At 45.0% G+C, this 23,061-nt stretch carries 19 protein-coding genes and 1 riboswitch; of the genes, 14 read left to right on the plus strand and 5 right to left on the minus strand.

Going from position 1 to position 23,061, the window contains the following annotated elements:
- Nucleotides 1-45 precede the first annotated feature (45 nt).
- Nucleotides 46-150, plus strand: a riboswitch (TPP riboswitch).
- 72 nt (nucleotides 151-222) lie between these two features.
- The 6 genes from thiB (at nucleotide 223) to rluA (ending at nucleotide 7,834) form a co-directional block, all read left to right on the plus strand.
- Complete coding sequence (gene thiB / locus AACQ38_RS03025; protein ID WP_011144995.1) at nucleotides 223-1,236, plus strand: thiamine ABC transporter substrate binding subunit; 1,014 nt, start codon at nucleotides 223-225, stop codon at nucleotides 1,234-1,236.
- Complete coding sequence (thiP, locus tag AACQ38_RS03030) at nucleotides 1,212-2,822, plus strand: thiamine/thiamine pyrophosphate ABC transporter permease ThiP (RefSeq protein ID WP_165577378.1); 1,611 nt, start codon at nucleotides 1,212-1,214, stop codon at nucleotides 2,820-2,822. Before thiB ends, thiP begins: the two co-directional genes overlap by 25 nt.
- Nucleotides 2,809-3,516, plus strand: coding sequence for a thiamine ABC transporter ATP-binding protein ThiQ (gene thiQ, locus AACQ38_RS03035; RefSeq protein WP_011144993.1), 708 nt, complete (start codon nucleotides 2,809-2,811; stop codon nucleotides 3,514-3,516). Before thiP ends, thiQ begins: the two co-directional genes overlap by 14 nt.
- Before the next feature lie 313 nt (nucleotides 3,517-3,829).
- On the plus strand, nucleotides 3,830-3,976 hold the full coding sequence (locus tag AACQ38_RS03040; RefSeq protein WP_158536423.1) for a hypothetical protein: 147 nt from the start codon (nucleotides 3,830-3,832) through the stop codon (nucleotides 3,974-3,976).
- Nucleotides 3,977-4,173: 197 nt separating this feature from the next.
- The gene (rapA, locus tag AACQ38_RS03045) at nucleotides 4,174-7,086 is read left to right on the plus strand and encodes an RNA polymerase-associated protein RapA (protein WP_165577379.1); all 2,913 of its coding nucleotides are present in this window, start codon (nucleotides 4,174-4,176) and stop codon (nucleotides 7,084-7,086) included.
- Nucleotides 7,087-7,183: 97 nt separating this feature from the next.
- Entirely contained in the window at nucleotides 7,184-7,834 is a 651-nt protein-coding gene (rluA, locus tag AACQ38_RS03050) for a bifunctional tRNA pseudouridine(32) synthase/23S rRNA pseudouridine(746) synthase RluA (protein ID WP_011144991.1), read from the plus strand.
- 235 nt (nucleotides 7,835-8,069) lie between these two features.
- Here the strand turns inward: rluA and djlA are convergent, their stop codons facing one another.
- Nucleotides 8,070-8,891, minus strand: a complete 822-nt coding sequence (djlA, locus tag AACQ38_RS03055) for a co-chaperone DjlA (protein ID WP_113025553.1) — start codon at nucleotides 8,889-8,891, stop codon at nucleotides 8,070-8,072.
- Between the two features lie 35 nt (nucleotides 8,892-8,926).
- On the opposite strand from djlA, the gene AACQ38_RS03060 reads away from it, so the two are divergent.
- From AACQ38_RS03060 to apaH, 7 genes are all read left to right on the plus strand, one after another.
- The gene (locus AACQ38_RS03060) at nucleotides 8,927-9,103 is read left to right on the plus strand and encodes a hypothetical protein (RefSeq protein WP_165577380.1); all 177 of its coding nucleotides are present in this window, start codon (nucleotides 8,927-8,929) and stop codon (nucleotides 9,101-9,103) included.
- A gap of 97 nt (nucleotides 9,104-9,200) precedes the next feature.
- Nucleotides 9,201-11,525 carry an LPS assembly protein LptD gene (lptD, locus tag AACQ38_RS03065; RefSeq protein ID WP_011144989.1) on the plus strand — a complete coding sequence of 775 codons (2,325 nt, stop codon included), beginning with the start codon at nucleotides 9,201-9,203 and terminating at the stop codon, nucleotides 11,523-11,525.
- A 70-nt stretch (nucleotides 11,526-11,595) separates the two neighbouring features.
- On the plus strand, nucleotides 11,596-12,897 hold the full coding sequence (gene surA / locus AACQ38_RS03070) for a peptidylprolyl isomerase SurA (RefSeq protein WP_011144988.1): 1,302 nt from the start codon (nucleotides 11,596-11,598) through the stop codon (nucleotides 12,895-12,897).
- On the plus strand, nucleotides 12,875-13,894 hold the full coding sequence (gene pdxA / locus AACQ38_RS03075; RefSeq protein WP_165577381.1) for a 4-hydroxythreonine-4-phosphate dehydrogenase PdxA: 1,020 nt from the start codon (nucleotides 12,875-12,877) through the stop codon (nucleotides 13,892-13,894). Before surA ends, pdxA begins: the two co-directional genes overlap by 23 nt.
- Nucleotides 13,887-14,705 (plus strand): 16S rRNA (adenine(1518)-N(6)/adenine(1519)-N(6))-dimethyltransferase RsmA, encoded by an 819-nt coding sequence (rsmA, locus tag AACQ38_RS03080; protein ID WP_011144986.1) that lies wholly within the window; start codon nucleotides 13,887-13,889, stop codon nucleotides 14,703-14,705. The genes pdxA and rsmA overlap by 8 nt, the downstream gene beginning before the upstream one ends.
- 12 nt (nucleotides 14,706-14,717) lie before the next feature.
- Nucleotides 14,718-15,095 (plus strand): Co2+/Mg2+ efflux protein ApaG, encoded by a 378-nt coding sequence (apaG, locus tag AACQ38_RS03085; RefSeq protein ID WP_011144985.1) that lies wholly within the window; start codon nucleotides 14,718-14,720, stop codon nucleotides 15,093-15,095.
- 2 nt (nucleotides 15,096-15,097) lie between these two features.
- Nucleotides 15,098-15,925 (plus strand): bis(5'-nucleosyl)-tetraphosphatase (symmetrical) ApaH, encoded by an 828-nt coding sequence (gene apaH / locus AACQ38_RS03090; protein WP_011144984.1) that lies wholly within the window; start codon nucleotides 15,098-15,100, stop codon nucleotides 15,923-15,925.
- Nucleotides 15,926-15,968: 43 nt separating this feature from the next.
- Here apaH and folA read toward each other — a convergent pair whose 3' ends face one another.
- Nucleotides 15,969-16,454, minus strand: coding sequence for a type 3 dihydrofolate reductase (gene folA, locus AACQ38_RS03095; protein WP_011144983.1), 486 nt, complete (start codon nucleotides 16,452-16,454; stop codon nucleotides 15,969-15,971).
- Nucleotides 16,455-16,633: 179 nt separating this feature from the next.
- Between folA and AACQ38_RS03100 the strand changes: the two genes are divergently transcribed.
- On the plus strand, nucleotides 16,634-17,248 hold the full coding sequence (locus tag AACQ38_RS03100; protein WP_011144982.1) for a LysE family translocator: 615 nt from the start codon (nucleotides 16,634-16,636) through the stop codon (nucleotides 17,246-17,248).
- 96 nt (nucleotides 17,249-17,344) lie between these two features.
- Here AACQ38_RS03100 and carB read toward each other — a convergent pair whose 3' ends face one another.
- The 3 genes from carB to dapB all read right to left on the minus strand — a co-directional run bounded on the left by carB (nucleotide 17,345) and on the right by dapB (nucleotide 23,004).
- Nucleotides 17,345-20,569: a carbamoyl-phosphate synthase large subunit gene (gene carB / locus AACQ38_RS03105; RefSeq protein ID WP_165577382.1), complete on the minus strand. Its 3,225-nt coding sequence runs from the start codon at nucleotides 20,567-20,569 to the stop codon at nucleotides 17,345-17,347.
- Between the two features lie 15 nt (nucleotides 20,570-20,584).
- Nucleotides 20,585-21,748 carry a glutamine-hydrolyzing carbamoyl-phosphate synthase small subunit gene (gene carA / locus AACQ38_RS03110; RefSeq protein WP_011144980.1) on the minus strand — a complete coding sequence of 388 codons (1,164 nt, stop codon included), beginning with the start codon at nucleotides 21,746-21,748 and terminating at the stop codon, nucleotides 20,585-20,587.
- A 434-nt stretch (nucleotides 21,749-22,182) separates the two neighbouring features.
- Nucleotides 22,183-23,004 (minus strand): 4-hydroxy-tetrahydrodipicolinate reductase, encoded by an 822-nt coding sequence (gene dapB / locus AACQ38_RS03115; protein WP_011144979.1) that lies wholly within the window; start codon nucleotides 23,002-23,004, stop codon nucleotides 22,183-22,185.
- Nucleotides 23,005-23,061 lie beyond the last annotated feature (57 nt).

A 23,061-nucleotide genomic window follows, 5' to 3' on the forward strand; every position in this document is an offset into this window, starting at 1 on the left:
TCTATCATTGGACTTTGCAGTCGCTAGCTAAATCTCTACAATAGCGCCATCTCAACGGGGTGCTGGCTGTTTAAAACAGCCTTGCTGAGAGTAAACCCGCCGAACCTGATCCGGCTAATACCGGCGTAGGGATTTGAGCTGCTAACTATTTCACAGACGTTATCTTGCCGTTTAGCGCTTCCTCAAATCCTTTGCCAATCCTCTTAATTTAAGGAGAGCAAAGTGTTTAAGACGTTATTTTCCAAATTAATCGTACTGGCAGCCCTATCAGCTCCTGCGTTGCTATTAAGTCAAGTTGTACAGGCCAAGCCAGTATTAACGGTCTATACCTATGATTCTTTTGCCACTGAATGGGGACCCGGGCCCGCAATTAAAAAAGCGTTTGAAGCTGAATGTCACTGTGAACTGAAACTGGTTGCTCTGGAAGACGGTGTTTCCTTGCTCAATCGCCTAAGAATGGAGGGCAAGCGTACTGCTGCCGATATTATTCTTGGGTTGGATAACAACTTGATTCAAGCAGCCCAACAAACAGGGCTGTTTACTGAAAGTCAAGTGGATACCAGCAAACTGACACTGCCAGTGTCATGGAATAACAAGGTATTCATTCCTTATGACTATGGCTATTTTGCTTTCATTTACAACAAAAAGACTTTACCAAACCCACCAAAAAGCATGGATGAGCTCATCAACAGCCACAATAACTGGAAAGTGATCTATCAAGATCCTCGCACCAGCACACCGGGGCAAGGTTTGCTGTTATGGATGCAGAAAATTTACGGTGATGATGCCCCACAAGCCTGGCAAAAGCTGGCAAAGAAAACACTCACCGTTACCAAGGGCTGGAGCGAAGCTTATGGTCTGTTCCTCAAAGGAGAAGGCGATCTGGTGCTGAGTTACACCACTTCACCGGGTTACCACCTGTTATCTGAGAAGAATGACGATTACACTGCGGCTACATTCAGTGAAGGTCATTACCTTCAAATCGAAGTGGCCGCACAACTGGCCTCCAGCAAGCAACCGGAACTTGCCCAGAAATTTATGCAGTTTATGCTGACGCCAACTTTCCAACAGGAAATTCCAACCACTAACTGGATGTATCCGGTCATTGATATCCCACTCCCGGAAGTATATTTGCAGCTTTCCATACCCGAAAAATCGCTACAATATCGCGCGGAAGAAGTCGCAAAATACCGTAACCAATGGATTCGTACATGGCAAAGCGCTGTCAGCCGCTGATAGCCGGATGGCTGTTACCGGGGGCGATTGCCGCCGGTTTTTTACTGTTGGTCGCCTTACTGGCATTCGGGACGCTCTGGTTTAATTCACCTGCAAGTGATTGGTATTTATTGATAGAAGATCGCTATTTGTGGCACGTGGTACGTTTCACATTCTGGCAAGCCTTTTTATCAGCACTATTTTCTGTCATTCCGGCTATTTTTCTTTCCAGAGCACTCTATCGCCGTCATTTTCCAGGCCGGACCCTCTTTCTGCGCCTGTGTGCTATGACGCTGGTTTTGCCCGTGCTAGTCGCTCTATTCGGCATTCTGACGGTTTATGGTAGAACCGGCTGGCTGGCTCAGTTCTGCAAATGGATCGGCATCGATTACCCTTTCACCCCTTACGGTTTATCAGGCATTTTGCTGGCACATATTTTCTTTAATATGCCACTGGCAACACGGCTTTTACTGCAATCGCTGGAAAACATTGCGGTGGAACAACGGCAATTAGCGGCGCAGCTAGGTATGAATGAATGGCAACATTTCCGTTTTGTTGAATGGCCTTATCTACGCCGCCAGATCCTGCCCACTGGTGCACTGATTTTTATGCTCTGTTTCGCCAGTTTTGCGACTGTGCTGGCGTTAGGTGGCGGACCTGCTGCAACAACTGTCGAACTGGCAATCTATCAGGCGTTAAGCTATGACTACGATCTCAACCGTGCCGCGTTACTGGCGTTGATTCAGATTACCTGCTGCCTTGGCCTTGTGCTCCTCAGTCAGAAACTTAACAGTGCTCTATCTGTCGGCTACAGCAACCAACAGCAATGGCGTAATCCACAAGATACTCTGTTGAGAAAAATCTGCGACAGCTTGTTAATTATCGCCGCATTATTACTACTCGTGCCACCATTGCTGGCCGTTGTCGTGGATGGCCTTAACAGCGGGTTGCTTAATGTATTACGCCAACCTGCATTGTGGCGAGCCTTTATCACCTCAGCGGTGATTGCTTTAGGCGCGGGGTTATTATGCGTTTTATTCACTATGATGCTGCTGTGGAGCAGCCGTGAGCTGTACCTGCGTCATTCCCCCCATTGGGGACAAGCAATGGAGATGAGTGGTTTGTTAATCCTCTCTATGCCAGGCATTGTATTGGCAACAGGATTCTTTCTGTTGCTCAATGATACCGTCGGCTTGCCCCGTTCACCCTACGGTCTGGTGATTTTAACCAACGCACTGATGGCAATTCCTTATGCACTGAAAGTTCTGGATAATCCAATGAAAGATCTGGCGGCTCGCTATAATCCACTGTGTCGCTCCCTGAATATCCAAGGTATTAACCGACTGCGCTGGATTGAACTAAAAGCACTAAAAGTTCCGCTGGCACAAGCACTGGCCTTTGCTTGTGTCCTTTCCATTGGAGATTTTGGCGTTGTCGCGCTGTTTGGTAATGAAGATTTCCGTACCCTGCCCTTCTACCTCTATCAGCAAATCGGGGCTTATCGTAGTCAGGATGGCGCGATCACTGCTTTATTGCTGTTATTGTTATGTTTTACGCTGTTTAGTTTACTTGAACGCTTACCGAGACCACGTAATGCTCAAACTTGAAAATCTGACTTACCGCTATGAACATCTGATGATGCGCTTTGACTTACACATTCAGGCCGGAGAACGTATCGCAATCCTAGGCCCTAGTGGGGCGGGTAAAAGTACACTCCTGAACTTAATCGCCGGCTTTCAAACAGCAGAAAAAGGCTCCCTATGGCTGAACGGAGAAAATCATACCAGCACATCACCTGCTCAACGCCCGGTTTCCATGTTGTTTCAAGAAAATAATCTCTTCTCTCATTTGACAATTGAGCAGAATATCGGGCTAGGTTTACATCCCGGATTACGTCTCAATAGCACGCAGAAACAGACATTACAGCAAATAGTATCTCAAGTTTCATTGGAAGATTGTCTGCCCCGTCTGCCAGCTCAACTTTCTGGTGGACAACGGCAGCGGGCAGCATTAGCCCGTTGTCTAGTACGCCAACAGCCAATTTTATTACTTGACGAGCCCTTTTCTGCCCTAGATCCGGCACTGCGTAATGAAATGCTGGTATTGCTGGAACAAGTTTGCCATGAACGCCAACTTACATTACTGATGGTTTCCCATAATCTGGATGATGCCGCTCGTATAGCTGATCGCGCTTTATTAATCGTTGATGGCAATATCCATTATGACGGCTTAACAAATACGCTGGTTGCCGGCACTGTTCCTGAAGCAGCTATTCTAGGCATGAAAACCGATGCTATATAGGCATGGTTAATACTAAAAATCTGGAAGCAGTACGTACTGGCTGTGCCAGTCTAACGCTAATTTTCCAGAAACAACTGTATTCACTGGTTTTTAACCGAAATCCTTACCATAAATTTATTCTCACCATATTATCAGTACCCTGGAAGGAAAATTTGATGATAAACTAACCTACTGTAAAAGATTAGGCCGTAAACTGTCTGACTATCAGCACAATGTACCGCCACATGAGAGAACAGCAACGCTGGCAGATAAGTAAAATCTGTAATATCACCGGTCTTTGCCGTATCAAAATAGTGGCAGGATAAGCTATGTCATGACACTCTCCGAGCCAGAACTACTGGAAAATCTGCATTTATCACCGGACTATGATCACGATATTAACCAGCAAATTCAGCCTATCGCTGATGCTATCCTGCCGCTTTACAGGATGACTTTACAATTTCGCTCACCGGACAGATAGTAACGCCTTTTGGCTGATGACTATTTTTTGCAGGTGACGACTGGCTTTGCTTCCATTAACATATCGCCCCTTTGACGAGTGATAAGGGAAATAACGGGGTGTCTTGCTGTCTGCCCATTATCTCCGTTAAATCAAATAAAAAGCTGTCGTCCTCCACCCATGAATAACATTATCTAACAGAAACTGAGTTAAAATTTATGCCATTTACCCTCGGTCAACGCTGGATCAGCGATACAGAAAGCGAACTTGGATTAGGAACCGTTGTTGCACTGGACGCACGAATGGTCACTTTGCTCTTTCCTGCCAGCGGTGAAAACCGCCTCTATGCACGCAATGATTCTCCTATTACCCGTGTTATGTTTAACTCGGGAGATGTTGTCACCAGCCATGAAGGCTGGCAACTCAAAGTAGATGAAATCCAACAAGAAAATGGCCTGCTGATTTATACGGGCACACGACTTGATACTCTGGAAGAAAATATCAGTCTGCGCGAAGTGTTCCTTGACAGTAAACTTACCTTCAACAAACCACAGGATCGCCTGTTTGCTGGTCAGATTGACCGTATGGACCGCTTTGCCTTACGTTTTCGCGCCCGTAAATACCAAAGCGAACAATTTAAACTGGCTGAAAGTGGTTTGCGGGGTATCCGCGCAAGCTTGATCCCTCATCAACTTCACATCGCAAATGAAGTCGGCAAGCGCTACGCACCAAGAGTTCTGTTGGCCGATGAAGTCGGTTTGGGTAAAACCATCGAAGCCGGGATGATCATCCACCAGCAATTGCTGGCCGGTCGTGCTGAACGTGTTCTGGTGATTGTGCCGGATAGTCTTCAACATCAATGGTTGGTAGAAATGCTGCGCCGTTTCAATTTGCGCTTTGCCCTGTTTGACGATAGCCGCTATATCGAAGCACGGCACGATAGCGATAATCCATTTGAAACAGAACAATTGGTACTCTGTTCACTGGATTTTGCCCGCCGTAATAAACAGCGTTTTGAGCATATGCTTGAAGCCAGCTGGGATTTGATGGTGGTGGACGAAGCTCACCATCTGGTCTGGAGCGAGGATGCACCTAGCCGTGAATATCAGGTTGTCGAACAATTAGCTGAACAGATCCCAAGTGTGCTGCTATTGACTGCAACACCAGAGCAGCTAGGACAGGAAAGTCATTTTGCCCGTCTACGCCTACTTGACCCAAACCGTTTCCACGATTATCAGACTTTTATTGACGAACAACAAAAATATCGTCCAGTTGCCGATGCTGTCACACTGCTGTTATCAGGTGAACAACTTAATAATAATCAATTAAACCTAATGGGTGAGTTGATTAGTGAGCAGAATATTGAGCCTCTGCTGAAAGCTGCCAATAGTAATAGTGGTGAAAGTGAAACTGCACGGCGTGAACTGATTTCCATGCTGATGGATCGCCACGGCACCAGTCGTATTCTGTTCCGTAATACCCGTAATGGTGTGAAAGGCTTCCCCCATCGGGAATTGCACCAGATAAAGTTACCTCTGCCATCCCAATATCAGACCGCCATTAAAGTCTCCGATATTATGGGCGCTAAAAAATCGCTGGAAGCACGCGCATGGGATATGCTCTATCCAGAACAAATTTATCAAGAGTTTGAAGGCGAAAACGCTACCTGGTGGAACTTTGATCCTCGCGTAGAATGGCTACTCGGTTTTCTGATGGCAAATCGCCATGAAAAAGTGCTGGTAATTTGTGCGAAAGCAACCACCGCTCTGCAATTGGAACAGGTACTACGTGAGCGAGAAGGGATTCGTGGTGCTGTTTTCCATGAAGGTCTATCACTGATTGAACGTGATCGCGCCGCAGCCTATTTTGCTTCCGAAGAAGAAGGAGCTCAGGTATTACTATGCTCCGAAATTGGCTCAGAAGGCCGCAACTTCCAGTTCGCCAACCAATTAGTGATGTTCGATTTACCATTCAATCCAGATTTACTGGAACAGCGTATCGGACGTCTGGATCGTATCGGCCAAAGCCGTGATATCCAAATTAGTGTGCCTTATCTGGAGAACACCGCCCAAGCAGTCCTGATTCGTTGGTATCACGAAGGTTTGGATGCATTCGAGCATACCTGCCCAACCGGTCGTACTATTTACGATCACTATTATGAAACTCTGCTGAACTATCTTGCCAAACCCAATAATCAGGACCAAGAAAAATTTGGTGAATTTATTGATCAGTGCCGTCAGCAACATGAGCAACTCAAACAGCAACTGGAGCAAGGCCGTGACCGGCTGCTGGAAATGAACTCCAATGGCGGCGAGCATGGTTTGCGACTGGCAGAAAAAATTTCAGAGTATGATAATGATACTGATTTGGTGAACTTCTCTCTCAACTTATTTGATATCGTTGGTATCAATCAGGAAGATCGCAATGACAATATGATAGTGCTGACACCATCCGATCATATGCTGGTCCCAGATTTCCCTGGATTACCAAAAGATGGTTGTACTATCACTTTTGATCGTGAACAGTCACTGTCCCGTGAAGATGCCCAGTTTATCAGTTGGGAGCACCCAATTATCCGTAATGGGTTAGATCTGATCCTTTCCGGTGATACGGGTAGCTGTGCAGTATCCCTTTTGAAAAATAAAGCATTACCTGTTGGAACCCTGCTGGTAGAGCTGATCTATGTCGTTGAAGCACAAGCCCCTAAACGCCTGCAATTGACCCGCTTCCTTCCACCAACGCCATTGCGGATACTGATGGACCTGAAAGGCAATAATCTAGCTGATCAAGTGGAATTTGAAAGCTTTAACCGCCAGCTTAATGCAGTGAATCGTCATACTGCAAGTAAACTGGTCAATGCGGTACAAAAGGAAGTTCACGCTATTTTGCAACAAGCCGAAGGTTTAGTCGAAACTCAGGCAAAATCATTGATTGAACAAGCAGAACAGGAAGCAGATGAAAATCTTGTTGCTGAACTTTCCCGTTTGGAAGCATTAAAGACGGTCAATCCAAATATTCGTGATGATGAATTGGAAGCCATTGAAGCCAATCGCCAACAGTTACTGCTTAACTTAAATCAGGCAAGTTGGCGTCTGGATGCTATTCGCCTTGTTGTCGTTACACATCAGTAAATATTAGTAATACCCGGAGGCTGGACCGGGATAGGGTAACCTTTACTAAGAACCCTATTCCCGCGCCTCCCCCTAATATTCAGCTACCGGAGCCTCAATGGAAGCTTATAATCCTCCTACCGATCCCTGGTTACATGTGCTCTATCAGGATCAATATATCATTGTGGTCAATAAACCCAGTGGGCTACTTTCTGTTCCCGGTCGGGCAGCAGAGCATAAAGACAGCATTATGACGCGGATACAACAACAGTTTCCAGCCGCAGAATCTGTTCACCGGCTGGATATGGCAACCAGCGGCGTAATGGTAGTTGCACTGACCAAAGATGCAGAGCGTGAATTGAAACGTCAGTTCCGTGAACGAGAGCCGGAAAAAACCTATATTGCTCGGGTTTGGGGACGTCTGGAACCAGAAACGGGTCTTGTCGATTTACCGCTGATTTGTGACTGGCCGAATCGGCCAAAGCAGAAAGTGTGTTTTGAAACCGGGAAATCAGCCCAGACTGAGTACGAAGTACTCGCTTACGAAGATGAGGCAACTCGAATAAAACTCTCACCGATCACTGGTCGTTCACATCAGCTCAGAGTACATATGCTAGCACTTGAGCACCCAATTTTGGGAGACCAGTTTTACGCTCATCAGCAGGCAAGAGCAATGGCACCTCGCCTGCAATTACATGCACAAGAGTTATATATCACACATCCGGTCTATGGAACGCCAATGCATTTTCAGTGTAAAGCCGATTTTTAATTAATAGACAAATACAGTAACCGAATCCAATGAAGCCAATATCAGACACAAGGCCAAGCCACAACAAGCCAAAAGAACACGGATATTTGCCATTTTTTGCATTCCTCCTAAGTTAAAACAAAATAAAACATAAAATATTCTAATATTTTAGAGGAATAAAAAATAAACTCAACAGCCGTAGGGGATGTTATTCCCCTATATATTTAGTGGCATGTTTTTAAAAATAAAAAATGGGCTATTTAAAACCCTTCTCTTTTTTAATGAGATCATAGGCAGCCTGAATTGACTGGGCCTTTTGTTTAGCAATCTCCATCATTTCCGGTGGTAAACCTTTTGCTACCAGCTTATCCGGATGATGTTCACTCATCAATCTACGATAGGCACGTTTAATTGTCGTCGCATCATCCTTTTCACGCACCCCCAACACCTTACAGGCGTCCGCGAGTGTTGGCCCCTGCGCAGCCTTCTGATAACCGCCATACTGCCGTTGCTGCCACTCGCCTCCATCACCGAAATTGCGGCCACCTTCCATCATGGCAAGGAATTGTTCGAATTGGTTACGAGAGATCCCAAGTTCATCAGCAATAATAAACAACACCGTCCTCTCGTTCGGATGCAATTGACCATCAGAAAATGCCGCCTGTAACTGGATCTCCAAAAACATGCGAATTAAGTCAGACCGGCCAAAACAGGCTCGACGCAATTGTCTTAGTGTCTCACGCAAAGGAAAATTGGGCTCTTTACCTTCACGAAAAGCCTGCTGTGCCGCAATCCTGGCTTGCCCGTGAAGTTGCATTCGTTCCATTAACTGGCTCGCAAGCCGGATATCTGTTTCAGTCACCCGCCCTTTTGATTTAGTAATATGGCCCATCACCTGAAAAGTACTGCTGAAAAATAGCAGTTGGCGAGACTGATTATTTGCAAAAAAACCTTGGTTTCTCCGTACACTGGCCCTATCAAGCATATGGCCAATAAATAGACCAATGACAATACCCCAGAAGCCTGCTCCAGACACAACACCAAAGATCAGCCCAAGCAATTTTCCCCAATAATGCATATACTCCTCAATTCACCAATGCTCTGAGTGTAGTTTTGCATTATCATACTATTCATTCAGCTCTGTGCCTAACGGCAAGATATACCCTATGGATTTCAAGATGCATCGCGACGGCAAAGGAGCGAATCCCCGGGAGCATAGCTAACTATGTGACCGGGGTGAGTGAGTGCAGCCAACAAAGAAGCAACTTGAAAGATGACGGGTATAAGTAAAGGTATGACTTTACACTGGCGTATATTCATTGAGTACGCTAGTCTCTTGAGGTTTGCCCGGCATAATGCCACTGATGACGGAACCGCATAAATATCTATGAAGAAATGTTATCCAACTTTGCTGGCCACAACGGTATGGGCCGCACTTTATGGTCAGTATGCACATGCTGATCTCGCAGCGCAGTGTATGCTGGGTATACCTGTTTATGATCAGCCAATCATTAATGGCGATTTAAATCAACTTCCTATCAATATTCTGGCAGATGATTCACGCGCAGATTATCCGCGTTCCGCTAAATTTATCGGTAATGTTAATATTAAACAGGGTAATAAAACCCTGACTGCCGATCAGGTACAACTTGATCAAACAGAAGATAAAGTTCCGTTAAGAACCGTAACTGCAACGGGCAATGTCCATTATGATGATCCCCTGATTATTCTGAAAGGTCCACGCGCTTGGTCTAATTTAAATAATAAAGATACCGATATGTATCAAAGTGATTATCAGATGGTCGGGCGTCAAGGACGCGGCACCGCAGACAAAATGAAACTGCGTGGTGAAAACCGTTATGCCATTCTGGATAACGGTACTTTTACTTCCTGCCTGCCGGGTAATGATAGCTGGAGCGTTGTCGGCTCCGAAGTCATTCTCGATCGCGAAGAAGAAGTGGCTGAAATATGGAATGCCCGTTTCAGGGTGGCTAACGTTCCCATATTTTACAGTCCGTATCTTCAATTACCGATCGGTAATAAACGCCGTTCCGGTTTTCTTATTCCTAACGCCAGCTATTCCAAAAATGACGGCTTTGAATTTCTGCTGCCTTATTATTGGAATATTGCACCAAATTATGATGCCACAATTACACCGCACTATATCAGTAAACGTGGTTTAAAACTGGATAATGAATTCCGTTACTTAACCAAAGCAGGCACAGGTACCCTTGCTCTCGACTGGCTGAATAACGACGAACAGTATGTCAAAGACAAAAAGACAAACACACGTACCGCCAGAGAAAGTGATAATCGCTGGTTATTTTATTGGAGACACAGTGGTGTGATGGATAGGGTATGGCGTTTTAATATCGACTATACCAAAGTCAGTGATCCCGAATATTTTTCTGATTTCAGCTCTCAATATGGTTCCACCACCGATGGCTATGCCACACAAAAATTTAGTCTGGGCTATGCTCAACAAAACTGGAATGCCACGCTATCAACTAAACAGTTCCAGATTTTTTCTAAAGATACCAGTAGAAAAGCTTACAGAGCAGAACCACAGTTAGATTTGAATTATTACAAAAACGATCTGGGTCCATTTGACCTTAAAGTTTATGGTCAGGCGGCAAAATTTACCAGTGTAGGTAAAAATAACCCGGAAGCAACCCGCTGGCATCTGGAGCCCTCCATTAACCTGCCACTCTCCAATGGTTGGGCCAGTATGAATAATGAAGTTAAGCTGATGGCGACTCACTATCAGCAGGATATTCCCAAAGCTACCGAGAATGCTGAATATAAAGAATCTGTTAACCGGGTTCTGCCACAGTTCAAAAGCGAAGCCAAAATGGTATTTGAGCGTTCAACGTACCTGAACAACAATTACACCCAAACGCTAGAACCGCAGGTTCAGTATCTGTATGTGCCATACAAAGACCAAGATAATATCAATAATTTCGACTCATCTTTACTGCAAACTGATTACAACGGCCTGTTCCGTGACCGCTTTTATGGTGGCCTGGACCGTATTTCATCGGCCAATCAAGTGACTACCGGTCTCACTACCCGTATTTATGATGAAAGTTTGGTTGAACGTTTTAACCTGTCATTAGGTCAAATCTATTACTTTGAACGTCCACGCACTGGTAAAGAAACCATCATCAACAGTAAAGATAGTACCGGCATGATGACCTGGGCAGGTGATACTTACTGGAAAATTAATGATTCTTGGGGCTTGAAAGGTGGTATGCAGTACGATACTCGCCTGGGCAACGTAACGATGGGGAATGCAGTACTAGAATATCGCCGTGATGAAGACCGACTTGTGCAGTTGAACTATCGTTTTGTTGACAGAGATTATATCCAAGCTACAGCTAAGAGTGCTCCGGCTTTCCAGCAAGGGATCTCCCAAGTCGGTCTGGTTGCAAGTTGGCCGTTAAGTGAGCGCTGGGGTTTAGTAGGTGCTTACTATTACGATACCAAAGAACAGCAACCGGCAAGTCAGTTAGTAGGGCTACAGTACAACACTTGTTGCTGGGCAATTAATGTTGGCTATGAACGTAAGATTGTTGGTTGGAAAGACAACAATAGCGAATATGACAACAAATGGTCATTTAACTTTGAACTTCGTGGCTTAAGTAACAATCATAGTCTGGGTAGCAGAAAAATGTTGCAGTCTGGCATCATGCCATACCAACGTGCATTCTGATGCCAATATAAGGTTTGATATTAAACACGATAAACCCGCTATTGCGGAACCTACATATGATGGGAAAAGTATGAAGAACTGGAGAACTCTCATTTTTGGATTGATGTTTTCAGTGAGTACTGCCTTCGCTGCACCTCAGCAAATGGATAAAATTGCTGCGGTTGTTAATAACGGGGTGGTACTGGAGAGCGACATCAATAACCGCTTACAATCTGTCAAACGGGATGCGCAACATGCCGGCCAGCAAATACCGGATGAGCAAACGCTACGTCATCAGATCCTTGAGCGTCTGATTATAGATAATATCCTGCTACAAATGGCAAAACAGATGGGGATCACCATTCCTGATCAAGCATTGGATTCTACAATTGCCAATATTGCAGCCCAGAACCACATCACTGTGGATCAAATGAAACATCGCATTGCTGCTGACGGAATGAATTTCGATACTTACCGTGATCAAATCCGTAAAGAGATGCTGATAGCAGAAGTGCGCAATAATGAAGTCCGCCGTCGTGTCACCATTTTGCCTCAAGAGATCGACGCCTTAGTTAAACAAATTAGCAACCAGAATACTAACGATACTGAACTGAATATCAGCCACATTCTGATCCCATTGCCAGAAAATCCTGATCAGGCGCAGATGGAAAAAGCCATGACGGTAGTGCAGAAAATTATGTCTGAACTTAAACATGGTGTTGATTTCGGTAAATTGGCTATCGCCTATTCTGCCGATCCACAAGCGCTGAAAGGCGGTAATATGGGTTGGAGTAGGCTTCAGGAGTTACCAACTCTGTTTGCTGAACAACTGCAATTAGCTCAGAAAGGTGCCGTTGTTGGCCCAATCCGTTCTGGTGTTGGTTTCCATATTCTCAAAGTTAATGATATCCGTGGCGGTAATCCAACCATCGCCGTCACTGAAGTTCATGCCCGCCATATTCTATTGAGAACTTCTCCTGTCATGACCGATGATCAAGCGCGCACCAAGTTGCAGCAAATCGCCAGTGACATTCGCAGTGGAAAAACTGATTTTGCCGATGCCGCCAAAGAGTTTTCAGACGATCCAGGCTCCGCCCTGCGTGGTGGTGATCTCGGCTGGACGGCTCCTGATATCTACGATCCTGCTTTCCGTGACGCATTAATGCGACTGAACAAAGGTGAAATCAGTCAGCCAGTTCACTCATCTTTTGGTTGGCATCTGATCCAACTACTGGACACTCGCAAAGTTGATAAAACAGATGTCGCTCAGAAAGATCGTGCTTACCGTATGTTGTTCAACCGTAAATTCACCGAAGAAGCACAAAGCTGGATGCAGGAACAACGCGCCTCAGCTTATGTGAAAATTTTAGATGGCAACGATGCACAACAATAAACCGATTATTATCAATAAACCAATTGTTATTACCCCCGGCGAGCCTGCCGGGGTTGGGCCTGATTTAACAGTGGCTCTTGCTCAACAAAGTTGGCCAATGCAATTGGTCGCTTGCGCAGACCCCAACCTGCTTCTCGACAGAGCCAGACAACTTAATTTACCTTTGCAACTACAAGAATATTCTGCTGACAAAACCCCCGAGCCACAGGCTGCCGGGACATTGACAATACTGCCAGTTCCTCTTCATGTGCCCGCAATCGCTGGCGAATTGAATCAAGAAAACGGTAGATATGTCACCGAAACACTGGCACAAGCTTGTGACGGTTGTTTAAACGGGGAATTTTCAGCATTAGTCACAGGGCCAGTTCATAAAGGGAATATCAATGATGCCGGCATGCCTTTTATCGGCCATACCGAATTCTTTGCCGATCGCAGTGGATGCCAGCGAGTCGTCATGATGCTTGCGACAGAAGAACTTCGGGTTGCCCTAGCAACGACGCATCTACCCATTGTTGATGTACCAAAGTCCATCACTTTCGATAGTCTGCGGGAAGTGATTACTATTCTTAACCATGATTTAAAAACAAAGTTTGGCCTGGCAAAACCCCGTATTTATGTTTGCGGTCTGAATCCCCATGCAGGAGAAGGCGGCCATATGGGACGGGAAGAGATCGATGTCATTATTCCTGCGTTAGCCAGTCTGAGAGCAGAAGGTATCGTGCTGGAAGGCCCTTTACCAGCAGATACCCTGTTTCAACCTAAATATCTTCAACATGCGGACGCCGTGCTCTCAATGTATCACGACCAGGGATTACCCGTGTTAAAATACCAAGGTTTTGGCAGAGCAGTGAATATTACATTGGGCCTGCCGTTCATCCGTACTTCGGTCGATCATGGCACAGCATTGGAACTAGCAGGGACAGGTCAAGCTGATGTGGGAAGCTTTATCACCGCATTGAATTTAGCAATTAAAATGATACAAAACAGTAATGAATAATAGAGTCCACCAAGGGCACTTTGCCCGTAAACGTTTCGGTCAGAACTTCTTAACCGATCAATTTGTCATTGATAGTATTGCTGCCGCTATCAATCCACAACCCGGCCAAGCAGTGTTGGAAATTGGCCCCGGTCTTGGTGCATTGACAGAACCGGTCGGCGAACGTATGGATAAAATGACCGTGGTTGAACTCGACCGCGATTTAGCCGCACGTCTACAAGTTCATCCACAATTAAAAGATAAACTTACCATCATCCAGCAAGACGCCATGACGGTTAATTTTGGCGAATTGTCTCAGCAAAGAGGGAAGCCGCTACGCGTCTTTGGTAATTTACCTTATAATATTTCCACGCCGTTAATGTTCCACCTTTTCAGCTATACTGATGCTATTGCTGATATGCATTTTATGTTACAAAAAGAGGTGGTGAACCGTCTGGTAGCCGGCCCCGGAAGTAAAACTTTCGGGCGTTTAAGTGTCATGGCCCAATATTATTGTCAGGTTATCCCTGTGCTGGAAGTACCGCCAACCGCGTTTACTCCTGCACCTAAAGTCGATTCAGCCGTTGTACGTCTGGTACCGCACAAAAGCATACCGCACCCCGTCAAGAATATTCGTATGCTGAGCCGGATCACGACTCAAGCTTTCAACCAACGGCGTAAAACTATCCGTAACAGCCTCGGTGATCTTTTTACTGTAGAACAGCTCACAGAACTTGGTATCGATCCAAGTACTCGTGCAGAGAATATTTCTGTTGAGCAGTACTGTAAAATGGCAAACTGGCTATCAGAACAACCTGAAATGCAGTCATAACAGGAGTCAATTATGATTAATACGCCCAGGGTTTCTATTCAGGTACAAAGTGTTTATGTAGAAAGCCAATCGTGTCCCGATCAACGGCGTTTCGTTTTTGCCTATACAATTACTATTCGAAATCTTGGGCGCGAACGGGTCCAATTAATTAATCGTTACTGGCTGATTACCAACAGCGACAGCCATCAAACGGAAGTTCAAGGGGAAGGTGTTGTTGGTGAGCAACCCATAATCCAGCCAGGTACCGAATACCGTTACACCAGCGGGGCGATATTGGAAACGCCCTTGGGTACTATGGAAGGCCATTATGAAATGATTGATCACAATGGTGAACCATTTCGCGTTGCTATTCCGGTTTTCCGTCTGGCTATCCCAACGCTGATTAATTGATTATGTCTACATATCTCATTGGTGATATTCATGGCTGCTACCGTGAATTGCGTGCTTTATTAACTAAGGCTAATTTTGATCCTACAAAGGATACATTATGGTTAACGGGGGATTTAGTTGCCCGAGGCCCAGACTCTCTTAAAGTTCTCCGATATGTTAAACAGTTAGGTTCAGCCGCAAGAATGGTATTAGGCAATCACGATCTCCATTTATTGGGCGTTTATGCCGGGATCAGCCGTAATAAACCTAAAGATAAAATTGATACGTTACTGTCTGCACCAGATGCCGATGAATTAATTAATTGGCTACGCAAACAACCGTTACTACAGTTCGATGATGATTTAAAACTGCTCATGACACATGCCGGTATTACGCCTCAATGGGATTTGGAAACAGCCAAAATGTGCGCCAGCGAAGTTGAAACTATGTTCAACAGTAGCTGTTACCCTCTGTTTCTCAACTCCATGTATGGGGATATGCCAAACAACTGGTCACCAGAACTCTCTGGGCTGGCACGTTTACGTTTCAGTACTAATGCATTGACACGTATGCGTTACTGTTTTCCAAATGGTCAGTTAGACATGTTGTGCAAAGATAAACCCGAAAATGCGCCTGCACCGTTAAAACCTTGGTTTGAACTAGAACGGCAAATCCCACCAGAGTATGCCATCGTTTTTGGTCACTGGGCATCATTGGAAGGCCAGGGAACACCCGATAGCTTTTATGCATTGGATACAGGCTGTTGTTGGGGAGGACAACTGACGATGTTGCGTTGGGAAGATAAGCAATATTTTACACAATCATCGTTACCGGCAGTAAAACAGCATTAAGCCAGACACGCCGTGAAAAAAGCTCATCGGCGTGTTCTATCAGTTAGAGACGACGTTGTAAAATCTCAAAACAGTAGCTGTGAGAATTTAATTCATCGGCATCATGGTACTCAGTAAATTCAGAATCCCATTCATCCGGTTCATAGTCAGGAAAATGCGTATCACCTATCACTTCTGCATCGATGTGAGTCAGGTACATACGACTCGCTCGTGAAATAAATTGGTCATAAACTTTACCACCACCCATGACCATAACCTCTTCTGCATCACCTGCTACAGCCAGTGCTTCATCAACTGAACTGACCCAAGTTACACGCTCGTCATTACCCGGCTGATTACTCAATACAATATTGAGTCTTCCCGGCAACGGGTGACCTATAGATTCATAAGTCACTCTCCCCATAATAACGGGTTTATTCAATGTATTACGTTTAAACCAGGCTAGATCCCCCGGTAGATTCCACGGCATTTTATTCTCCATGCCGATAACCCGATCCATAGCTAAAGCAGCGATCAAGCTGATATTCATTAAGCCACCTTATTAGGCAAATAGTATAAAAATTGATGACACTATACGGAAAGGGATGTACCCAGTCGATAGGCTCAACGCTTTCTTAAGTACAAAAGATTAATTTATACTTGGTTTATTACTTAAGACATTTATTGATCAAAATAATAACAAAGCTAATATTAACCATAGGGTACATTATGCTGGAAACATCACTAGTCGTCATCATTATCTCAACGTTGGGTATGCTCTCTCCCGGCCCCGATTTCTTTCTGGTAGTCAAAAATGCCATACGTTATCAGCGTTCTGCTGCCATGATGACAGTTGCGGGCTTAATCGCCGCTATCACTTGTCATATGGCTTACTGTGTCGCCGGGTTAGCTATTGTTATCACCACAACGCCGTGGCTATTTAATCTGATGAAATATGCCGGAGCGGCTTATCTTATTTGGATCGGGATCAATAGCTTGCTTTCTCGCGGAGGCAACAGCATTCTCCCAGACAATCAGCCACGACAGATTATCACTTTCAAAAAAGCGTTTATGCAGGGGTTCTTATGTAATTTGCTCAACCCCAAAGCAACGTTGTTCTTCCTGGCAATATTTACTCAGTTGCTAAATGTCAATTCTGGTGTTGGTGAAAAATTATGGTATGCCTCTATTATCTGGGGATTGTCAGTCATCTATTGGCCAATATTAGTCATATTGATTCAAAGTGCACCGGTACGCCGCGGATTAGCTAAGGCTCAGAAGATTATCGATAAATTACTAGGCATTGTTTTGATTGGATTAGGTGTCAAAGTAGCACTGGGATAACAGACAGTGATTCTTTCTCTTTAATTTTTCAGTAAACATAAAAAAGTGCGCTAAACAGAGCGCACTTTTTATTACTTCAATTAATCAGAATAGAGACTAACTATTAATCATCGCATGCATTTCCTGTACAGAAATCACCTGCTCAGTTGGATCGGCACTCAGTGCCATTGTGGTAGCAAATCCACCATTTAATGTGGTGTCATAATGCACTTTATATTGCAGTGCACTACGGCGAATAAGTTTGGAATCCTCAATCGCCTGACGACCCGCAGTCGTGTTTACAATATAGCTATATTCACCATTTTTGGTTCTATCCTGAATATGCGGACGCCCTTCGTGAACTTTATTCACCAGACGAGGGTTAATCCCCGCTTCACCTAGCACAACCGCAGTACCGTGAGTCGCATCCAGTTCAAAGCCCTGTTTCAGCAATTTAGCGGCCAAATCCACAACCCGGCCTTTATCACCTTCACGCACGGACAAAAGTGCTCTACCATTTTGCGGCATTCTGGCGTTACATCCCAATAGTGCCTTTGAGAAAGCTTCGGCGAATGTACGCCCAACCCCCATCACTTCTCCGGTTGACCGCATTTCAGGCCCAAGAATCGGATCTACACCTGGAAATTTGTTGAAAGGCAATACAACTTCTTTCACCGAATAGTATGGTGGAATGATCTCCTGAGTTGCATCTTGCTCAACCAGAGATTGACCAACCATCACACGAGCCGCAACTTTTGCCAGTGGTAAACCGGTCGCTTTAGAAACAAATGGCACAGTACGAGCCGCACGCGGGTTGACTTCAATCAGATAAACTTCGTCATCCTTGACGGCAAACTGGACATTCATCAAGCCCCGTACACCCAATTCAAATGCCAGCTTTTCTACCTGCTGGCGCATGACATCTTGGATTTCCTGGCTTAGGGTGTAAGCAGGCAGTGAACAAGCTGAGTCGCCGGAATGCACACCGGCCTGTTCAATATGTTCCATAATGCCGCCGATCAATACACGCTCACCGTCACAGATAGCGTCAACGTCCACTTCCACGGCATCATCAAGGAAACAATCAAGCAATACTGGGGCATCATTAGAGACATTGACTGCCGTCTGGAAGTAACGACGTAGGTCAACTTCGTCGTATACGATTTCCATCGCACGGCCACCCAAAACATAAGATGGACGAACCACTAGCGGATAACCCAGAATATTTGCCTTCTCAACTGCCCGTTCTATCGTGGTCACGGTGGCATTTTCGGGTTGTTTCAGACCAAGGCGATTTACCGCCTGTTTAAAACGTTCACGGTCTTCCGCACGATCAATCGCATCCGGGCTGGTACCAATAATGGGAACACCGGCGATTTCCAGTTCACGAGCTAATTTCAGCGGAGTCTGCCCACCATATTGAACAATCACCCCTTTTGGCTGCTCAACACGCACAATCTCAAGAACATCTTCCAAAGTCACCGGTTCGAAATAGAGACGGTCCGAAGTATCGTAATCTGTTGAAACGGTTTCCGGGTTACAGTTCACCATGATGGTTTCATACCCATCTTCACGCAGTGCCAAGGCCGCATGAACACAACAATAGTCGAATTCAATCCCCTGACCAATACGATTAGGGCCACCACCCAATACCATGATTTTTGGCTTGTCACTATTCGGATTAGCCTCACACTCATCTTCATAAGTGGAATACATGTATGCAGTATCAGTCGCAAATTCTGCCGCACAGGTATCAACGCGCTTGTAAACCGGGTACAGATTATATTTGTGGCGTAGTTTGCGGATCTCTTTTTCGGCCACACCGACCAGTTTCGCCAGACGTGCATCAGCAAAACCTTTACGCTTCAAATAGCGCAGGAAGTCAGCCGTCAAGCTGTTAATGCCCTGCTCTGCTACTTGCTCTTCCAATCGCACGAGTTCTTCAATTTGCACTAAGAACCAGCGATCAATATCAGTCAGGTTAAAAACACCATCAACAGACATACCCGCACGGAAAGCATCCGCGATGTACCAGATACGCTCAGCACCTGCATCTTTTAATTCGCGACGAATTTTAGTCAATGCTTCTGGATCATCTAAACTGACTTTCGGGTCAAAACCGGTTGCCCCCACTTCCAAACCACGCAATGCTTTTTGCAGAGATTCTTGCTGAGTGCGGCCAATCGCCATCACCTCACCAACAGATTTCATCTGGGTTGTCAGACGATCATTGGCTCCAGCAAATTTCTCGAAATTAAAACGAGGAATTTTAGTCACTACGTAATCGATAGAAGGTTCAAAGGACGCTGGCGTGCGACCACCCGTGATATCATTCATCAATTCATCAAGGGTATAACCCACAGCCAATTTAGCGGCAATCTTAGCGATCGGGAAACCTGTCGCTTTCGAAGCCAGCGCAGAAGAGCGAGAAACGCGTGGATTCATTTCGATGATAACTAAACGGCCATTTTTTGGGTTCACCGCAAACTGTACGTTAGATCCCCCAGTTTCTACACCGATTTCACGCAATACCGCCATCGAAGCGTTACGCATGATTTGATACTCTTTATCCGTCAGCGTTTGCGCCGGAGCGACCGTGATGGAATCACCGGTGTGAATCCCCATCGCATCAAAGTTTTCAATAGAGCAGACAATAATGCAGTTATCGTTTTTATCCCGCACAACTTCCATTTCATACTCTTTCCAACCAATCAGAGACTCATCAATCAAAAGTTCGTTGGTTGGTGAAAGATCCAGGCCACGCTCACAAATTTCCTCGAATTCTTCACGGTTATAGGCGATGCCACCACCGCTTCCTCCCATAGTAAAGGAAGGGCGGATAATACAAGGAAAACCGACTTGATCAGCAACTGCCAACGCTTCTTCCATTGAATGGGCGATACCAGAACGCGGAGTTTCCAAACCGATCTTTTTCATTGCTATATCGAAACGACGACGATCTTCCGCTTTATCAATCGCATCTGCGGTAGCACCAATCATGGTAACACCAAACTCTTCCAGCACTCCCTGACGCTCCAGTTCTAGCGCACAGTTGAGTGCAGTTTGTCCGCCCATGGTTGGCAGAATCGCATCGGGACGCTCTTTTTCAATGATTTTACGTACCACTTCCCAATGGATCGGCTCAATATAAGTGGCATCGGCCATTTCTGGATCAGTCATAATGGTAGCAGGGTTCGAGTTCACCAGAACGACACGATAACCTTCTTCCCGTAACGCTTTACAAGCTTGTGCTCCTGAGTAGTCGAATTCACAAGCCTGACCAATCACAATTGGACCCGCTCCCAGGATCAGGATACTTTTAATATCAGTACGTTTTGCCATTTTATTTTCTCCTGATTACTTGGTGTTATGACGATTATTTTTCTGACAATACTGCTCAATGAGTTCAATAAAGTGATCAAATAACGATGCAGTCTCATGTGGACCGGGGCTAGCTTCTGGGTGCCCCTGGAAACTGAATGCAGGTTTATCGGTACGATGAATCCCTTGCAACGTGCCGTCAAACAGAGATTTATGAGTAACGCGCAAATTTGACGGCAGTGATTTTTCATCCACAGCAAAGCCGTGGTTTTGTGCAGTAATCATGACAACATTACATTCAAGATCTTTCACCGGATGGTTACCACCATGATGGCCGAATTTCATTTTCATAGTTTCAGCGCCACTGGCTAATGCCAACAATTGGTGTCCAAGGCAGATACCAAAGATCGGAATCTCTGTCTCAAGCAGGGTTTTGACTGCATCGATTGCATAACCACAAGGTGCCGGATCTCCCGGACCATTGGACAAGAAAATACCATCCGGATTCAGTTTCAGTACATCTTCCGCCGATGTCTGAGCAGGAACAACTGTCAGGCGGCAGCCACGATCCACCAGCATTCGCAAGATATTACGTTTTGCACCAAAGTCATAAGCAACAACATGATAAGGCAAATCCTGCTCTTGCTTATCTTCCGGTAATCCCCCCGCCAGCTTCCAGCTCCCCTGTAACCACGGATAAATCTGTTTAGTTGTCACCTCTTTTGCTAAATCCATCCCCTCCAGCCCCGGAAACGCTTGCGCTTTTTCCAGTGCAACCTGAGCGTCAATCTGTTTACCTGCTATAATACAACCATTCTGTGAACCCTTTTCTCTTAACAAACGCGTCAGCTTACGGGTATCGATATCTGCTATCGCAACAATATTATGACGTTTAAGGTAATCAGAAAGCGTTTCTTCGCAGCGGAAATTACTGGTCAACAGTGGTAGATCACGAATCACTAGCCCTTGGGCCTGTACTTTTAGTGATTCTTTATCGACTGAGTTAACACCGACATTACCAATATGGGGATAAGTAAGAGTGACAATTTGGCGGGAATAGGAAGGGTCTGTGAGAATTTCTTGATATCCGGTCATCGAGGTATTGAAAACCACTTCCCCAACTGCCGCCCCTTCCGCACCTATGGCACGACCGTGGAATTGGGTTCCATCTTCCAGAACCAATATAGCTGACTTAATCAAAACACCCTCCAAAGAATAATTACTCGCAATTAGTGCATATTAATTCAGATTTGTTCCTCAAAATCAATGCAAAAGCTGCTTTTTAGGCAAAATTTTGGCAAATTGCGCGCATTCTAATGATGAGAGGGAGAGTTGTCTACAAAAAATGTTACTTTTCTTATTTTTTTGCACACTTCGCCAGACAAACCAATGAAATAAGACTGAAAATAGCAATAAAGTTAATTGATAAAACGGTAATGAGCATAGAAGATTTGATTTTCAGATGAAAAGTTGAAAATAATCACAAAAAGGAGAAGAAAGCAGAAAATTAAGGTTATAAACAAGACAAAAATAGAAAAAATAAACCAAAAAACAATAGAATTAAACAAATAAATTAAAAATCGCATAATAAAACATTTAATTATGCGATATCAATAAGTTAAAAAAATAAATTTTTAAAGTAAATCGAGATTTAGCACATCTTTCATATCAAAAAGACCACTATTTTTACCACTTAACCATAGAGCAGCCTTTACCGCGCCATTTGCAAACGTCATCCGACTGGAAGCCTTATGAGTTATCTCTACTCTCTCCCCAATATCGGCAAACATAGCGGTATGCTCACCCACGATATCCCCGGCACGGATAGTCGCAAAACCAATACTTTTCGGATCACGTTCACCGGTATAACCTTCACGGGCATAGACAGCACACGCTTTAAGATCCCGCCCCAAAGCATGAGCAATAGATTCCCCCATTGCTAAAGCTGTTCCTGATGGTGCATCTACTTTATGGCGGTGATGCGCTTCGATAATTTCAATATCACTATACTCGCCCATCACTTTCGCTGCTTTTTCCAATAATTTAAGCACCAGATTCACACCAACACTGAAATTCGCGGCAAATACAATCGGGATATCAGCAGAAGCCTGTTTAATTGCCTGTTTACCCGCCTCATCAAAGCCAGTTGTACCGATCACTATCGCTTTACCGTTCTGGCGACAAATTTCAAGATGAGTCAACGTTCCTTCTGGACGGGTAAAATCAATAAGGATATCAAAATCATCAACGATACTTGTCAGGTCATCACAAACAGTCACACCGTTATGACCAATACCCGCCAACTCTCCGGCATCTGCGCCAATCAGAGAAGAACCGGAGCGCTCCAAAGCTGCACCAAGAGCAACACCATCTAATTGATATATGGCCTGAATCAACTGACGTCCCATACGCCCACCAGCGCCAACAATAGCAACACGAATATCTGTATCAGCCATAAGCCCTCACTATGAAGTTAGTCCCTTTCCTGATTTAACACGATGATCAGTCAGATG

The organism is Photorhabdus sp. RW14-46, from assembly GCF_963887965.1.
In the GTDB taxonomy this organism is placed as follows: domain Bacteria; phylum Pseudomonadota; class Gammaproteobacteria; order Enterobacterales; family Enterobacteriaceae; genus Photorhabdus; species Photorhabdus laumondii.

What these genes read in the sequence shown, in the direction of transcription:
- thiP (WP_165577378.1), top strand. Translation starts at nt 1,212, where the DNA reads ATGGCAAAGCGCTGTCAGCCGCTGATAGCCGGATGGCTGTTACCGGGG.
- thiQ (WP_011144993.1), top strand. Translation starts at nt 2,809, where the DNA reads ATGCTCAAACTTGAAAATCTGACTTACCGCTATGAACATCTGATGATG.
- AACQ38_RS03040 (WP_158536423.1), top strand. Translation starts at nt 3,830, where the DNA reads ATGACACTCTCCGAGCCAGAACTACTGGAAAATCTGCATTTATCACCG.
- rapA (WP_165577379.1), top strand. Translation starts at nt 4,174, where the DNA reads ATGCCATTTACCCTCGGTCAACGCTGGATCAGCGATACAGAAAGCGAA.
- rluA (WP_011144991.1), top strand. Translation starts at nt 7,184, where the DNA reads ATGGAAGCTTATAATCCTCCTACCGATCCCTGGTTACATGTGCTCTAT.
- djlA (WP_113025553.1), bottom strand. Translation starts at nt 8,891, where the DNA reads ATGCATTATTGGGGAAAATTGCTTGGGCTGATCTTTGGTGTTGTGTCT.
- lptD (WP_011144989.1), top strand. Translation starts at nt 9,201, where the DNA reads ATGAAGAAATGTTATCCAACTTTGCTGGCCACAACGGTATGGGCCGCA.
- surA (WP_011144988.1), top strand. Translation starts at nt 11,596, where the DNA reads ATGAAGAACTGGAGAACTCTCATTTTTGGATTGATGTTTTCAGTGAGT.
- pdxA (WP_165577381.1), top strand. Translation starts at nt 12,875, where the DNA reads ATGGCAACGATGCACAACAATAAACCGATTATTATCAATAAACCAATT.
- rsmA (WP_011144986.1), top strand. Translation starts at nt 13,887, where the DNA reads ATGAATAATAGAGTCCACCAAGGGCACTTTGCCCGTAAACGTTTCGGT.
- apaG (WP_011144985.1), top strand. Translation starts at nt 14,718, where the DNA reads ATGATTAATACGCCCAGGGTTTCTATTCAGGTACAAAGTGTTTATGTA.
- apaH (WP_011144984.1), top strand. Translation starts at nt 15,098, where the DNA reads ATGTCTACATATCTCATTGGTGATATTCATGGCTGCTACCGTGAATTG.
- folA (WP_011144983.1), bottom strand. Translation starts at nt 16,454, where the DNA reads ATGAATATCAGCTTGATCGCTGCTTTAGCTATGGATCGGGTTATCGGC.
- AACQ38_RS03100 (WP_011144982.1), top strand. Translation starts at nt 16,634, where the DNA reads ATGCTGGAAACATCACTAGTCGTCATCATTATCTCAACGTTGGGTATG.
- carB (WP_165577382.1), bottom strand. Translation starts at nt 20,569, where the DNA reads ATGGCAAAACGTACTGATATTAAAAGTATCCTGATCCTGGGAGCGGGT.
- dapB (WP_011144979.1), bottom strand. Translation starts at nt 23,004, where the DNA reads ATGGCTGATACAGATATTCGTGTTGCTATTGTTGGCGCTGGTGGGCGT.